General features: G+C 44.3%; 13 protein-coding genes. 5 read left to right on the plus strand and 8 right to left on the minus strand.

Features of this window, described 5'->3' with window-relative positions; genetic code table 11:
* Positions 1 to 12 precede the first annotated feature (12 nt).
* From ACM5QY_RS11685 to ACM5QY_RS11705, 5 genes are read left to right on the plus strand one after another with little or no spacing between them, the layout of a single operon-like run.
* Positions 13 to 1,689, plus strand: coding sequence for a polysaccharide biosynthesis/export family protein (locus ACM5QY_RS11685; protein ID WP_416120767.1), 1,677 nt, complete (start codon positions 13 to 15; stop codon positions 1,687 to 1,689).
* Positions 1,689 to 3,728 (plus strand): capsular polysaccharide biosynthesis protein, encoded by a 2,040-nt coding sequence (locus tag ACM5QY_RS11690; RefSeq protein WP_416120768.1) that lies wholly within the window; start codon positions 1,689 to 1,691, stop codon positions 3,726 to 3,728. Before ACM5QY_RS11685 ends, ACM5QY_RS11690 begins: the two co-directional genes overlap by 1 nt.
* Before the next feature lie 48 nt (positions 3,729 to 3,776).
* Positions 3,777 to 5,024: a capsule biosynthesis protein gene (locus tag ACM5QY_RS11695; RefSeq protein WP_416120769.1), complete on the plus strand. Its 1,248-nt coding sequence runs from the start codon at positions 3,777 to 3,779 to the stop codon at positions 5,022 to 5,024.
* Positions 5,025 to 5,064: 40 nt separating this feature from the next.
* Positions 5,065 to 5,961, plus strand: a complete 897-nt coding sequence (locus ACM5QY_RS11700; RefSeq protein WP_416120770.1) for a CatB-related O-acetyltransferase — start codon at positions 5,065 to 5,067, stop codon at positions 5,959 to 5,961.
* A gap of 54 nt (positions 5,962 to 6,015) precedes the next feature.
* The gene (locus ACM5QY_RS11705) at positions 6,016 to 7,125 is read left to right on the plus strand and encodes a glycosyltransferase family 61 protein (protein WP_416120771.1); all 1,110 of its coding nucleotides are present in this window, start codon (positions 6,016 to 6,018) and stop codon (positions 7,123 to 7,125) included.
* Between the two features lie 52 nt (positions 7,126 to 7,177).
* Here the strand turns inward: ACM5QY_RS11705 and ACM5QY_RS11710 are convergent, their stop codons facing one another.
* The 8 genes from ACM5QY_RS11710 to ACM5QY_RS11745 all read right to left on the minus strand — a co-directional run bounded on the left by ACM5QY_RS11710 (position 7,178) and on the right by ACM5QY_RS11745 (position 14,583).
* Positions 7,178 to 8,689, minus strand: coding sequence for a stealth conserved region 3 domain-containing protein (locus tag ACM5QY_RS11710; RefSeq protein ID WP_416120772.1), 1,512 nt, complete (start codon positions 8,687 to 8,689; stop codon positions 7,178 to 7,180).
* The gene (locus ACM5QY_RS11715) at positions 8,682 to 9,674 is read right to left on the minus strand and encodes a galactosyltransferase-related protein (RefSeq protein WP_416120773.1); all 993 of its coding nucleotides are present in this window, start codon (positions 9,672 to 9,674) and stop codon (positions 8,682 to 8,684) included. The genes ACM5QY_RS11710 and ACM5QY_RS11715 overlap by 8 nt, the downstream gene beginning before the upstream one ends.
* A 30-nt stretch (positions 9,675 to 9,704) precedes the next feature.
* Positions 9,705 to 10,370, minus strand: a complete 666-nt coding sequence (locus ACM5QY_RS11720) for an ABC transporter ATP-binding protein (RefSeq protein ID WP_416120774.1) — start codon at positions 10,368 to 10,370, stop codon at positions 9,705 to 9,707.
* Positions 10,367 to 11,143, minus strand: coding sequence for an ABC transporter permease (locus ACM5QY_RS11725; RefSeq protein WP_416122870.1), 777 nt, complete (start codon positions 11,141 to 11,143; stop codon positions 10,367 to 10,369). Before ACM5QY_RS11725 ends, ACM5QY_RS11720 begins: the two co-directional genes overlap by 4 nt.
* 635 nt (positions 11,144 to 11,778) lie before the next feature.
* On the minus strand, positions 11,779 to 12,282 hold the full coding sequence (dps, locus tag ACM5QY_RS11730) for a DNA starvation/stationary phase protection protein Dps (RefSeq protein ID WP_416120775.1): 504 nt from the start codon (positions 12,280 to 12,282) through the stop codon (positions 11,779 to 11,781).
* A 417-nt stretch (positions 12,283 to 12,699) separates the two neighbouring features.
* The gene (locus tag ACM5QY_RS11735; RefSeq protein ID WP_416120776.1) at positions 12,700 to 13,377 is read right to left on the minus strand and encodes an anti-sigma factor; all 678 of its coding nucleotides are present in this window, start codon (positions 13,375 to 13,377) and stop codon (positions 12,700 to 12,702) included.
* Positions 13,374 to 13,955, minus strand: coding sequence for a sigma-70 family RNA polymerase sigma factor (locus tag ACM5QY_RS11740; protein ID WP_416120777.1), 582 nt, complete (start codon positions 13,953 to 13,955; stop codon positions 13,374 to 13,376). The genes ACM5QY_RS11735 and ACM5QY_RS11740 overlap by 4 nt, the downstream gene beginning before the upstream one ends.
* Positions 13,956 to 14,019: 64 nt before the next feature.
* Positions 14,020 to 14,583 carry a fasciclin domain-containing protein gene (locus ACM5QY_RS11745; RefSeq protein ID WP_104921370.1) on the minus strand — a complete coding sequence of 188 codons (564 nt, stop codon included), beginning with the start codon at positions 14,581 to 14,583 and terminating at the stop codon, positions 14,020 to 14,022.
* Positions 14,584 to 14,768: the final 185 nt, after the last annotated feature.

Consider the following 14,768-nt stretch of genomic DNA (forward strand, 5'->3'; position numbering starts at 1 on the left):
ACAGAGCTTGTTATGAAATTATTGAAGTCCGTTTTGATTTTGCTGGCCTGCCAGCTGACCCAGGCAAATGCCGTGGGGATTAATGCCGATCCGAACATGACCGGCGCGGCACCGTTGCCGACATTTTTGACCGGCCAGACGCAGCAAACATCTTCGGATACCGGGTTTGATGATACGCCACGGCCGGCAACGCCATCGGTGATGAGCCGCATGTTTGGTGCGCAGTTATTTACCGGCGGTGCGGCGGCGGATAACGCGGCGAGCATTGGTTTTAACCCGAACTATATTGTCGGGTTAGGTGATCAGGTGCAGATCCGCCTCTGGGGCGCGTTCAACTTTGATGGCGCGCTGACGGTTGATCCGAAAGGGAATATCTTCCTGCCGAATGTCGGCCCGTTGAAAGTCGCCGGTATTTCTAACAGCCAGCTCAACAGCGTGATCACCACCAAAGTGAAACAGGTTTATCAGGCAAACGTGAACGTCTACGCCTCGCTGTTACAGGCGCAGCCGGTAAAAGTATTCGTGACCGGTTACGTGACCAATCCCGGTTTATACGGCGGCGTGGCGTCTGACTCTTTACTCTCCTATCTGAGCAAAGCGGGCGGCGTTGACACCGAACGCGGCAGCTATGTCGATATCGTGGTGAAACACAACGACCGCGTGCGTTCACGGATCAACCTCTACGATTTCCTGCTGAACGGCGATTTGCGTCTTTCGCAATTCTCTGACGGCGACACCATCGTTGTCGGACCACGTCAGCACACGTTCAGCGTGGAAGGCGACGTCTTCAACAGCTACGACTTTGAATTCCGCGACAGCACCATTCCTGTCAGCGAAGCCCTGAGCTGGGCACGTCCGAAACCGGGCGCGACGCACATGACCATTATCCGCCAGCAGGGCACCATGAAACGCAGCGAATATTATCCGCTGAGCTCTGCGCCGGGCCGTTCATTGCAGGATGGCGATAAGCTGATCATCAGCTCTGACCGTTACGCCGGAACCATTCAGGTGCGCATCGAAGGCGCGCATTCTGGTGAACACGCCGTGGTGTTGCCGTATGGCGCGACCATGAGCCAGCTGTTGCCGAAAATCCGCACCAACTCCATGTCGCAGATTAATGCCATCCAGCTGTACCGCCGTTCTGTGGCGATCCGCCAGAAAGAGATGCTGGATCTGACGTTACAGAAACTCGAAGAGGCGTCGCTTTCTGCCCAATCTTCCACGCAGGAAGAAGGGCGTCTGCGTGCGCAGGAAGCGCAGCTGGTCAGCCGCTTCGTCAATAAAGCGCGTCAGGTGGTGCCGAAAGGCGAAGTGGTGCTGAACGAAGACAACCTGAACCAGGTGATTCTGGAAGACGGCGACGTGATTAACATTCCTGAAAAAACCTCGCTGGTCATGATCCACGGCGAAGTGCTGTTCCCGAATGCGGTGAGCTGGCAGAAAGGCCTGAGCCCGGAAGATTACATCGGGAAAGTCGGTGGCTTCACGCAGAAATCGGGTAACTCGAAAGTCATCCTGATTAAACAAAACGGCGAAGCCATTAACGCGGAAGACGTGAAAACACTGCAACCGGGCGACGAGCTGATGGTTCTGCCGAAGTACGAATCGAAGAACATCGAAGTCACGCGCGGTATCTCGACGATCCTGTATCAGCTGGCCGTTGCCGCGAAAGTGGTGCTGACAATTTAATGATCGGGATCTTTTCTGCGGGCATTCAGCGCATCCCGCATCTTGAACAGTTTCTGGGTGAACCGTGCCGCAAGCTTTCATTGCTGCGGCCGGTGCCGGAAGACATCACGCGGATCGCCGTTTGGGGCTACCGGCCAACGGGCGCAAAAGCCATCGCGCTGGCCGAAAAATCTGGCCTGCCGGTACTGCGCCTTGAGGACGGTTTTATCCGCTCTCTCGGACTGGGTGTTTCAGGGTGTCCGCCGCTGTCCATGGTGCTGGACACGCAGAGCATGTATTACGACGCCTCGAAGCCGGGCACGCTGGAAACGCTGATCCATCAGCACGAAGAGAACCGCTTGCTGCACGACGATGCCCGTCAGGCGATGCAGATGATCGTCGACGGCGACCTGTCGAAATATAACCAGGCACCGGTATGTACGCTGACGCAACCGGAACAGGGCGCGGTGCTGGTGGTCGATCAGACCTTTGGCGATATGGCCGTGGTGTACGGCAACGCCGGAAAAGAGCAGTTCGGCAACATGCTGCACGCGGCGCTGGCTGAGAATCCGCAGTCTGAGATTTGGGTGAAGGTGCATCCTGACGTGTTATCCGGGAAAAAAGCCGGTTACTTCACACAGCTTGGGGAGCAGGCGAAACAGGATCCGCGCTTAAAACTGATTGCGCAGGACGTCAGCCCGCAGTCGTTATTGCAACGCGTCAGCCGAGTGTATGTGGTGACGTCGAATTACGGTTTTGAAGCGCTGATCGCCGGTAAGCCGGTCAGCGTGTTTGGTCAGCCATGGTACGCAGGCTGGGGTTTGACGGATGACCGTCATGCGCTTGCGACCGAACTCCACGCGCGACGCGGTAATGCCTGCATAGAGGATTTATTCGGGGCGGCCTGTTTGCGTTACAGCAGATACCTCAACCCGGTAAACGGTCAGGCGGGAACACTGTTTGACGTGCTGAACTGGTTGCTGATGCAGCGTCAGCATCACCAGCAGCGGGCAGGGCGCTTGTGGTCGCCCGGCCTGACGCTCTGGAAGCGCAGCATTCTGGCGCCATTCCTGCGGACCAAAACGAACAAAGTGAATTTCAGTAAACGTCATGCCGGTGAATCCGCCTGCGTGGTATGGGGCACCAAAGGCGAACGCCGCTGGCACGCTGATGCGCAAAGAAAAAGACTCCCGCAATGGCGAATGGAAGATGGTTTTTTGCGTTCGGCCGGGCTGGGTTCTGATTTGCATCCGCCGCTTTCTCTGGTGCTGGATAAAACCGGTATTTACTACGACGCCACGCGGCCAAGCGATCTCGAAACATTGCTCAGCGCGAGCCGCCTGACCGGTTTCCAGCAACAACGCGCGGCACAGCTACGTATGAAACTGGTGGCCAGTAAAGTCAGTAAATACAACCTCGGCGCGGCGTTTACGCTACCAGCCGAAGCCAGCGGAAAGACCGTGATTCTGGTGCCGGGGCAGGTGGAAGACGACGCGTCGATCCTGACCGGGACGATAGGATTGCGCACCAACGGCGAGCTGTTGCGCACAGTGCGTGAACGCCACCCGGACGCCTACATTATTTATAAGCCGCACCCGGATGTTCTGGTGGGGAACCGGCAGGGAAACATTCCTGCTGAACATGTCAGCCGGTGGGCAGACAGTCAGGCGCTGGATGCAGACATTATCCAGTGCATTCAGGCGGCTGATGAACTTCACACCCTGACGTCATTGTCAGGATTTGAAGCGTTGTTACACGGCAAAAAAGTGGTGTGTTACGGCATGCCGTTTTACGCCGGTTGGGGACTGACGCACGATGAACATACCTGCTCACGCAGAACGCGCAGCCTCACGTTAGACGATGTGGTTTATCAGGCGCTGATTGCCTACCCGTCGTATATCAACCCGCAAAGCCGGGAGCCCATTTTAGCGGAGCAGGCGGTAGAACTTCTTGCTGCGACGCCACGGGCGCAAATGCAATTCTCAAAGATTAAGGCGGGCAGGATAGTTCGCTATTACAGGAAACTGCTCATGCTGGTCCGGGTGACGTTGACCACCTGAACCAGCCTCTTACTTAAAACTTTTTTGCATGAATGGACACGGACAGAAATGGACAGTAAGGCGCTTACGACATTACTTTCTGGTAAAAAATATCTGCTGTTGCAGGGGCCGATGGGACCTTTCTTCAGTGATTTAGCACAGTGGCTGGAGTCACTGGGGCGTGAAGCGGTGAACGTCGTTTTCAACGGCGGCGACAGATTGTATTCGCGTAAGCGTGAATACCGTTTGTACCAGCAGACGCCTCAGGAATTTCCGACCTGGCTGAAAGAGACCTGGCAGGAATACGACTTCGACACCATCGTGTGTTTCGGAGATTGTCGTCCGTTGCATCAGGCGGCAAAACGCTGGGCGCAGGCCAAGGGCGTGAGATTCCTCGCCTTCGAGGAGGGTTACCTGCGTCCTCATTACATCACCCTTGAACAGGATGGCGTAAACGCGTATTCCAACCTGCCACGCGATGCGGAGTTCTACCGCAGCCTGCCAAAAATGACGATGCCGGAGATTGAACAGCTTAAGCCTTCAGGCTGTTCGCGCGTCCGGCATGCGATGACGTATTACCTGGCAGGCTGGCGTCACCGGCATGAATTCCCGAAATATCGCCACCACAAATCCTTCTCACCGTGGTACGAAGCCCGTTGCTGGATACGTGCGGCATGGCGTAAAAAACTCTACGCTTTCAACCAGCGTAATGTGTTACAGCAGCTGCAAACCACGCTGGATCAACGTTACTACCTGGCGATTTTGCAGGTCTATAACGACAGCCAGATCCGTAATCACAGCCCGTATAATGACGTTCGTGATTACGTGAACGAAGTGATGCATTCCTTTGCTAAAAAAGCGCCGCCATCAGAATTCCTGGTGATTAAGCATCACCCGATGGATCGCGGTCATCGTTTATACGGGCCGCTGATACGCCAGTTGGGCAAAAAATACGGCATCACCAGCCGTGTCATTTACGTGCATGACCTGCCGATGCCTGAATTGCTGACGCACTCTAAAGCGGTGGTGACCATTAACAGCACGGCCGGGATCTCCGCGCTTATCCATAACAAGCCGCTGAAGGTCATGGGCAATGCGCTGTATGACATTAAAGGCATTACCTATCAGGGACATCTGAATCAGTTCTGGCGATCCGGATTTACCCCGGATATGAAACTGTTCAAACAATTCCGTCTATACTTGCTGCAAAATACACAGATTAATGCGGTGTATTACACAAATGTTAGATTGACAAGAAAAACAGTTAATGCGGATAGATTTATTTATATAAATGGTTTAGTAAAAGTACTTGATTAACGACTGCTCCTTTTTATAAGTACATTATCTGAGGATATTAATGATTAACTTTTCAAATTGTACAGACTTAAATCCAGAGTCCCTATGCGATAAGTATTTCAAATTCTCCCGACTGGATGGGTCCTATCTCCATGAACCAATTAAACTTAATAAAGATGGCTCGATATATGGCTACAGTCATTATAATGAAGCAAGTTGGACAATTATTGAAGGGGTTATCGCTTTTCTAAATAAATCGGGAGATGTGAGTACGTTGTTTGACAGGATATCTTTAGAACAAAATCGACTGATCATGTGTGGCAGTTTTCTTATTAAACCACATTTGAACATAACCCACAAATTAGAAGAAATTTCCTATGATTGGGAGAAAAGACCGAGGCATAAAAATTTAACTAAAAATCTCCTTAAAGAGCAAATAAAAAAATTAAACTGGAAAATCGGCGACCATACATATGGTAATCCGAAAATACTTGAAGCTAAATATGCAAGTTTAACAATTGGAAAATTCTGCTCAATTGCAGATGATGTTATTATTATTTTGGCAAATCATAAAGTAGATTTGGTTACGACATATCCTTTTGCAACCTTAAAAAAATTCTGGCCTTCAATGAAGTCTTTAAATCTAAATGATCATTATAGCAATGGTGACGTTACTATAGGGAACGATGTTTGGATTGGTCATTCTGTAAAGATAATGTCAGGAGTGACTATTGGAAATGGTGTTGTTATTGCTGCCAATAGTGTTGTTACAAAGAATATACCTGACTACGGTATGGTGGGAGGAACCCCTGCAAAGATTATTAGGTATCGGTTTAATGAGGAAGTAGTGAATCAACTCATGTTGATTGAATGGTGGGATTGGGAAGATGAAAAGATAGATGAAGCACTTCCCTATATGATGAAAGATATACAGTTATTTATAGAAAAATATAGTTGATTATAAACATACACATTTTCTATAAGAACAAACTTATAATTTTTTGGAGTCTTCATGCATTTAGAAGAAAATTATTCAAAGCTACTTTTTAGTGATTACACTATTGAATCAACATCGGTGGTTAAAATAGAATCTGCGGAAATTTCAAAATTTGTTCCGCCGAAAAAATATGGCAGCATTGCTTTTCCTTTGGCCGATACAGCATATCCTGTTGGTGATATTGTTTATTCCGAACTCACTGTGGAAAAAATAAACAATATTGTTATCTTACCAAATCACATAGTATTAAATAGCAGTGATAGTTCTATTCTCCCCTATACTTTCATGCGTAACAGATTACATCACCATGGCGGATTGGCTTTAAATAAAGATGGAAGTTATGAAAGTAAATTTCATTTGAAAGATAAAGACATCGTTAAAGTTGACTATCCGTTATATCACGCTGACACTGATCATCCTGATGTTTATGGCCATGTTTTACTTGAAGTAATTCCAAATCTCTGGGCTCAAGATCTTATTACAAATAAAGGCATGAAAATCGCAACGTCTATAAAGTTATCTCCTGGTTATTTGGCAATGTTTGATGCCCTAGGAGTTAAGCCTGAAAGAATAGAAAGAATAGTAGGCCCAACGTATAGCCCAACTGTTTTTTTACCAAGTAAAATAATACAACGGCGTCGTTTTATAAATCCGTTAGCTCGCAACATCTTTGATCGTGTAAAAAACAATCTTTCTTATAAGTCTAGAATGATTCCTTATGAGAGAATATATATCTCCAGGTCAAAAGTTAATGGACGGAAACTATTGAATGAAAAACTTGTGGAAGATTTGTTTTATTCCTTAGGATTCGAGATTATTCATCCACAAGAATTAAGTATTTATGATCAAGTAAAACTTTTTTCAGAAGCAAAATTCATCGCAGGTTCTGGTGGCTCAGCAATGCACAATACACTTTTTTCAAATGAAGAGTGTAAAGTGCTAATTATATCTTCTATTGGTTGGGTAGTAGTTGCAGACTCATTAATTTGCCAAGTTCCAGACCAACTGGCATATGTTTTTGGTGCGCCGGATATAATGCCTGATAATACGCACCGAACCCAAAAAGATTGGACGGTTAACATATCTGAAGTTAAAGATGCCATCAGGGAACATTTCGGTTTATAGTATTAAAAAAATTGGAGAGGTCTCTCTCCAATTTTTAGGATTCAAATAATTATCATGCTACAGTAATTTCCCACGGTGCTTTTTCAGATAATCTTTTATTAAGATATTGCTGAGTATTTTTCTTATATGTCATGTCATCGGCACTACCGTTTCCATCATTAAAACACAATATTTTATATTTATAAGAATCCTTCGATAGTATTGAATTAATGTTGTTGGGGCGCACTATTAAGCTTGATAATTCTGACTTAACACTAGAACCATTAATGTACGAATAATGATGATATAAAAATGAAGTCAGATTTATATCGAGATGAGATCTAAGTTTGGAATTTCTTGTTACAGAAAATGATTCAGGATAGGTCCGCTCTATTTCCATAAGTACTGATTTTTTTAAAGCATATGGAACATGACGATGGAGATATTTAGAATCATACTCAGGATGCTGTTCTTTTATTAGCTTGTTGGAGTTCATAGCAGCTAAAAGATAATCTGGAACACCTTCTTTGTCGATAGATGAATATACCATGCCATATGGTTCAAAATAGGCCAGGGATCTACCTGCCTCGTCAAAGAAGTCTGAAGGCAAGCAGGGTTGACCTAAAATAAAGTCATCATTCAAATAGATAAAATATTCAGATAATTCTTTTATATGATGTAAGCAACTTTCTATGGCGTGTGAGTTGAATGTTGGTAAAGATTTACTATCCGGGAAAATTTCATTATGGTCAACCCAAATAATTTTATGATGATTGGTTAGCCAACTTGGTTTTGAACAATTTGATACTATATAAATATTATTCAACCAAGGGGCATATTTATTTAATGATCTTAAAGAGTATTTTAATTCATCATTACTCGTGTATCTGTCAGGATCAAAATCGCTATCAGGAAATGAATTCTTCCATTGTTCTTGCCAAGCTAAATCTGTGTGATTTACCCATGTATATACAGCATCAATTTTTCTTTCTTTTGTATTTTTTTCAGGTGAGTATATGTTTTCTAATTCTTCTAATGGAAATTTTCTGACCCAAGATTTGTTTGAGCGTACAGTTGCAAGTCCTGTAACATCCAAGTCAAAAAGATAGAAGTGAAGGATATAAAGGTCACCCAGATCATTACTTAACTCAACAACGAAATCCGGTTTTGAATTTAGATTCTTAGAGATCTGGTTACTATCAAATACCTCACTGTTTTTAGATGTGTAGCTGAATCCTCCCCCGAGCGTATAAATAGTAATATTCATAGTCATCGCGGATTTTAATCCACTAATAAAATTTACCAAAGCACCTAAATAACCAGACCACAGCAAAAGGCTATTACAGTCGGAACCATCTTTAGGACCTAATCCTGCTTTAAGATTTTTCCTTAGGTAGTTCACAAGTCCTAGATTTTGCACTTCTAAGGCATTGATAGTTGGAAAGGTTGATACGTTGTTTTGCGAAGTTATTTTTTTTGTTTTCGGAGGAGCATCTTTGAATGCTCTTTTACGGAACATGTCATAGAAGAACATATTCGGGTCACGGAATAATTTAGATATTTTTTTGTATGTGCTATTAGCCATTTATGAGAAACCTTATGCGTCTTTTTAATGTATCAAATCTGTCAATATGACCCGGTTTATTATCAAATAAAATAGAATAATCAATTAGATCATAACTTTTTTCATTACATATCTTTATAAATGTTGTTATAAGTGAAGTATCATAATCTACTTTATCTGTGCAATGAGAAGAATGTTTGTTGCTGAACAAATCATAGTTTAACTTTCGTGCATTAGTATAGTTTAGTATTGTTGGCTTCTTATGATGTAAATGAAGTGCAATATCTTTTTCTAATAGTATTTTTAGACAAAATTCCCCAATATATCGGCGAAATCCGGTGGCAAATAATGGAGACCGAGCTTGATTATTAGAAAGAAAATCATTCTTATCTTCAAGTTTATTGTACAATTTTAATAAACGTATCAAAAAGTCAAAATCTTCATATCCATGACCCGAGTATTTTTCATCAAAACCGCCTAATGAATTATAATCATTTATACTCATTAAGGTTATAGAAGATGGACTAGCTAAATGAAGAAACTCTTTTCTACTGTAGGAAAAGTATCTTTCTATTAATTTACTGCTGGATATCTTCTCCTTTGTTAATAAATCTGAGCCAAGTTTAGTAAGATAAAGACATGGGATGATATAGAAAGGCTCACAATTATTGACTAGTCTATTATGGTATTTTTCTAAAATAGAAAAATCAAACCATATATCTACATCCAGTAGACAAATATACTCCGTATCAACTACTTCAGCTGCACGATTTCTTAGTAATGAGGAGTTGACGTCACCGGAGTAAAATTGCGAAGAAATTAATTTTGAATTCGAGACGTTTTTAAATAGTTTTATAAATGTTTTATCTGCCTTAGTATTTCTATTATTATGGCCAAAAACAAAATTAATGTTTTTTCCTTCAGAATTGATAAAAAGTAATTTACATTTTTTTATAATATCACTAGCTCTGTAGTGAAGATCTATCGGGATAATTATTGTCAGCATAAATTAATATCCAAATCATTCACTATATTTTCAAAGGTTCTCGTCTTCTTTATATGTTGCTATAGCGTCATCAATTGAGTCGAAAAACTGTATTTTATTGTCTCGCCCAATAAAAAGTGCAACATCGCAAAATTCTTTCAAAGAACCCAGACTGTGGGAGACCATAAGAAAACTAGACTCTTTGTGACGAGATTTAAATAAATCAGCGCATTTATATTTAAATCTTGCGTCGCCGACAGCTGTTACTTCATCAACTAAGTAATAGTCGAAGGGAAATGCCATACTTAGACCAAAACCTAATCGTGATTTCATGCCTGATGAATAAGTTTTTATTGGCATATCGAAGTATTTTCCTAATTCTGCAAAATCTTCAACAAAACTTACTTTGTCACGCAATTCATTTGGTTTTGAAAATAATCTGGCAACGAATTTTACATTCTCTCTTCCTGTCAGGCTTCCTTGGAATCCTCCTGAAAGCCCCACTGGCCAGGATATAGTTTTATGTGTGATAACTTTTCCAGAATCTGGTCGGTCAATACCACCAATGACTCTTAGGAGGGTCGATTTTCCTGCACCGTTACGGCCAATCAGAGCTACACTTTTATTCTCTGGCAGCTCAACATTAAAATTTTTAAATACATAATGTCGCCCCTTAGGAGTTTTATATGATTTTGTCAGATCTTCAATTTTTATCATGATGTCAACATCGCCTTTTCACGAGTTCTATATACTGCAAGACCAATGAATAATGTTATTAAGCTGCAAAATGCTAGATAGCTTAGGCTAACACCTTCACTCACATAGCCAGGAAAAACTGAGCTACGGCATAGTTCGACTACATGGACGAGGGGATTCCATAATAAATAATGCCAATAGTCCTTTGGGACATTATGAAGAGGAAACATAATGCAAGAAATAAAATATAATGGTTTGATTATAATGGGTAAAAATTTTTCAGTCTCAGGGAAGGTTTTTCCAATTACCATAAATATTAAACCTATGCCGCATGAAAAAATGACTAATAAAATCCATACGCACACAAGTGTTATTAATTGGTTTATTTTGAAATGCTCACCCATTAACCCTACGGCACTCATTAATAATGCATAAACAAACGCATAAATAATACTCTCTAGTATTGCTCGGGCAATGATTGTATCAATTGGTTTAACAGGACGGTAATTAAATAGTCCCTGATTTGCTTCAATAGCGCCAATAGATCTGTTACTTATACTACTAAAAATGAAAAATGGAATTATCCCATTAATGAGAAACACAGGAAATGAAATATCAGGCATTGTTCGGTGCATAATATAACCAAAAATAGCAAGCATAACCAAAACATGCGCAGACGGCTCTAAGGCTGCCCACAAGTATCCAAGCCGGTATTTACCAAAACGGGTTTTAATCTCCCGCAGAAAAAGCGCTTTAACGGCCGCTTTTTGTACTTCCAAGCCACTACGTGCCATCAGATTATTCCAGTATTTACGTTTTTCCACGCTACCGCCCCTGGCTTACAGCAGCCAATGCGCTTAAATGCTGGGCGGATGGTGAGAAACAGCAGTGCATTACACTTCAGTGATGCTGCCGCAGGGGGGAGTCACTTTTCCGTAAGTTTCGTGTCGGGGGGTTAATGCCGGGTACCTTCCCTGATAACTATCTTCCATTTTTTAATGAGTTAGCGTGGTGTAGCTTTTTCACAAAAATGTAAAGGTTGCGAAAAAATATTTCATCAAGTTTCAAGGGTCATCACAACTATGTAAAATTGCTTTGAACTATTAATTTGCATTAAATCATTCACCACGCCTATTGGTTTAAGATTTCTCTTAGGATGAAATTAAAGATCTGATTAATCAATATGATAGTGAAACCGGTTCCATAGACGAAAGTTGCAAATATAGTTTAATTTGTAACTATTCATTGGCGTCATTATTTAACTCTGATTAAAAGTTACAGGAATGGGGTGTTTTAAGTGAAATTTTTTACAAAGGGAGGGGCAGGCGTTTGTTATTGAACAAAAAAAAGCCAGCGACTCTCGTCACCGGCTTTTAAGCATTAATTACTCAGATTCTCGCAGCCTGTATTCTGCTGCATCCGATAATGATTACTCGATATTGGACTCGATAAACCACAGGAATTTATCCAGATCGCGGGATGCCGCGGTGAAGATATCTGCGGTATCTTCATCTTCCACTTCACTGATGGCTTTGCGTGTATCGTTAGCCACAACAGCATAACGTTCCGCCAGCGCTTTCAGGTGTTCCTGAACGGTGTGGATATTGGTCGGGTAGCTTTTCAGCGGAGTTTTATCATTAACAACCTGCACGGTACCCAGCGCTACGCCGCCTAACTGTACAACACGTTCCGCGATGGTGTCCTGGTGATCGATAATCGCAGTGCGGAAACCGTCGAGCATTTCATGGACAGCGATGAAGTTTGCGCCACGCATGTTCCAGTGTGCTTGTTTGGTGATCAGCGAAAGATCGATATATTCAGTCACCAGACGGTTAAGCACTTTGATCGTACTGAGTTTGACGCTTTCATCTAAATCGTTGCGTGTGTAGATAAGTTCAGAAGATTTCGTTTTGACCAGTTTAGCGGTACTCATATTCATATCTCCTTGTTTCATTAAATTAAACACTAAATAATGTATTTCGTAACTGCATACAGTATAGCTATAAATCACAATTTTGCAGGGCAGTCATTCCTATCGTTCTGATAGTGTGTGGCTAATAAAGCCTGTCGCTGCTTCATCTCTAACCTATCACATTGATTTATCAGGTGGATAGGATTCATCCGTAATAGCATTCTTCTTCACTACCATATTAATCATTAATAGTGATAATTATTTTCATTTAAGTACGATAAATATTTTAGAATGTAACTGACGATGTGAATATATATTCCGGTTATTCATGTCCTGTTGTGAAAAATAATGGTCAGATCGGGTAATTATTTATTTTGAACGGAATAATGAAAAACGGCAGAAAAATATCTGCCGCTTCAGACAGGCGTTTGGCGAGAATTACAGCGCCAGTGTTCCGCTGTAAAGCACCGCGCCGGTGGGTTGTCCGGTGGGAGAACCGCCGTGAGGTTCGAGGCTGATTGCCAGTGTATAACCGGGGTCTGGCATTTTGGCGGCCAGCGTCAATTGTGTCGTTTGCTGGGTATTGAGTAACCCAAGTGAACGCGGTTTGCCACCCGGTGGAATGGCCCACAGTTCCAGGCTACGGTCTGCGGCCAGCTCAGGCGCGCTGAGCGGTGTCAGCAATAAACTGCGCGTACTCATGTCCACGCTCACAACCCATTCCCCGTTTTGCGGCCCGGCGCTGCTGCCCAGAATGGCGACCGGCGTCGGTGCGGCTGGCTGCACCAGAAGATGAGGGATCAGTAATAATGCCGCCAGCCCCGCGGCCAGCGCCCAGCCGATGTAACCACGCACCGGTCTTTTAGCCGGAGCAGGGCGTTTCTCGGGTTGTAAGGCCAGATTGTGCTGAATGCGTTTCCAGACCGACGCGGGTGGGATCACCGGGATAATCTGATTATCGAGCTGGGTGAACGCCTCCTGCCAGCGGGCCACTTCAGCCGCTAAAGCCGTGTCATTTTGCATTTTCCGCTCGAACTGAATCCGCGCCGCGCCGCGCAAAGTGCCGAGTGCATATTCGGCTGCGAGGGCAGCCTGATAATGGCTTCTGCTTTTCATAGTCCGACGCAGCTCTTAAGGTGATCCAGGGCGCGACGGATCCAGCTTTTTATCGTCCCCAGGGGTTGTTGTAAATGTGAGGAAACCTCGCCGTGAGACAGCCCCTGATAATAGGCAAGGATCAGGCTCTGTCGTTGTTCTGCGGGAAGGTGCGCCAGGCAGGCCGCCAGTATTTTGGCATCGCTGTCCTGTTGCAGCCGTTGCAAGGGTTCATCATCGTCGCTGGCGTCGCTGTGTATGACATCGTCATCCAGCTCATCCAATTGGTTGTCGCTCCCGCGCATCCAGTCGATAGCGCGGTTTCGGACAATGTGCGTAAGCCAGGTCATCGGGGAACTCAGCGCCGGGTTGTAAGACGCGGCGCGGTTCCACGCGGTGATATAGCTGTCGTGCAAAACTTCTTCTGCCCAGGCGTGTCGCCGCAACATGCGTAATGCAACGGCGAACAGCCGGGGGGACGTCAGTCGGTATAACTGCTCAAATGCCTGACGATCGCCAACAGCCATGGCGCTCATTAATTCGCGCTGTACTTCAGGCGCTTTCTCTGGTGTTGGCTTACTGACTAAATTGTCATGCATTCGTCCGTCCCGATGCTCTGAGATACTGTTTCATAAGGGAATCCAGCTCTCAGTATAGTCGGTATTATTTAGGCAACAGCACAGTATCAATGACGTCGATCACACCGTTCTTCTGCTGCACGTCATAAGTGCTGATATTGGCGATATTACCTTTGCCATCTTTCAGCTGAATATTGTGCGGGCCGTTATTGAGGATCCACAGGGGTTCGCCGTTCACGGTTTTCAGTTCTGCGGTGCCGTTGCCTTTTTTCAGCAGTTTTTCGAGATCTTTCATTTCATATTTACCTGCAACCACGTGATACGTGAGGATGCTGGTCAGGGTGGCTTTGTTTTCCGGTTTCACCAGATTTTCCACAGTGCCGGCAGGCAATTTGGCAAACGCGGCGTTAGTCGGTGCGAACACGGTAAACGGACCTTTGGTTTGCAGGGTATCCACCAGACCGGCAGCTTTAACCGCGGCCACCAGCGTGGTGTGATCTTTCGAATTCAGGGCATTTTCTACGATATTTTTAGACGGATACATTTCAGCGCCACCGACCATGGTGGTGTCTTGAGACATCATTGCAGCCATTGACGCAGTGCTCAGCAGGATAGAAGCGCAGATAGCGGTACGGAGTAATGTTTTCATGATGGTGTCCTTCGTAAGTTGAGTAGGTAAGGTCTTGCCTCACATCTATACATACGAATGACCCCCTGCTTTTGGATGCAGGAAAAGATGAAATAAAGTGAAAAATGCGAAAGTAATTTCTAATGTATTGATAGTCAATAAAAAAAACACAGCGCGATGATGTGGCTTTTCTGCAGATTCCGCAC

The organism is Rahnella sp. PCH160, from assembly GCF_047784855.1.
Classification (GTDB): Bacteria; Pseudomonadota; Gammaproteobacteria; order Enterobacterales; family Enterobacteriaceae; genus Rahnella.

What these genes read in the sequence shown, in the direction of transcription:
- ACM5QY_RS11685 (WP_416120767.1), top strand. Translation starts at nt 13, where the DNA reads ATGAAATTATTGAAGTCCGTTTTGATTTTGCTGGCCTGCCAGCTGACC.
- ACM5QY_RS11690 (WP_416120768.1), top strand. Translation starts at nt 1,689, where the DNA reads ATGATCGGGATCTTTTCTGCGGGCATTCAGCGCATCCCGCATCTTGAA.
- ACM5QY_RS11695 (WP_416120769.1), top strand. Translation starts at nt 3,777, where the DNA reads ATGGACAGTAAGGCGCTTACGACATTACTTTCTGGTAAAAAATATCTG.
- ACM5QY_RS11700 (WP_416120770.1), top strand. Translation starts at nt 5,065, where the DNA reads ATGATTAACTTTTCAAATTGTACAGACTTAAATCCAGAGTCCCTATGC.
- ACM5QY_RS11705 (WP_416120771.1), top strand. Translation starts at nt 6,016, where the DNA reads ATGCATTTAGAAGAAAATTATTCAAAGCTACTTTTTAGTGATTACACT.
- ACM5QY_RS11710 (WP_416120772.1), bottom strand. Translation starts at nt 8,689, where the DNA reads ATGGCTAATAGCACATACAAAAAAATATCTAAATTATTCCGTGACCCG.
- ACM5QY_RS11715 (WP_416120773.1), bottom strand. Translation starts at nt 9,674, where the DNA reads ATGCTGACAATAATTATCCCGATAGATCTTCACTACAGAGCTAGTGAT.
- ACM5QY_RS11720 (WP_416120774.1), bottom strand. Translation starts at nt 10,370, where the DNA reads ATGATAAAAATTGAAGATCTGACAAAATCATATAAAACTCCTAAGGGG.
- ACM5QY_RS11725 (WP_416122870.1), bottom strand. Translation starts at nt 11,143, where the DNA reads ATGGCACGTAGTGGCTTGGAAGTACAAAAAGCGGCCGTTAAAGCGCTT.
- dps (WP_416120775.1), bottom strand. Translation starts at nt 12,282, where the DNA reads ATGAGTACCGCTAAACTGGTCAAAACGAAATCTTCTGAACTTATCTAC.
- ACM5QY_RS11735 (WP_416120776.1), bottom strand. Translation starts at nt 13,377, where the DNA reads ATGAAAAGCAGAAGCCATTATCAGGCTGCCCTCGCAGCCGAATATGCA.
- ACM5QY_RS11740 (WP_416120777.1), bottom strand. Translation starts at nt 13,955, where the DNA reads ATGCATGACAATTTAGTCAGTAAGCCAACACCAGAGAAAGCGCCTGAA.
- ACM5QY_RS11745 (WP_104921370.1), bottom strand. Translation starts at nt 14,583, where the DNA reads ATGAAAACATTACTCCGTACCGCTATCTGCGCTTCTATCCTGCTGAGC.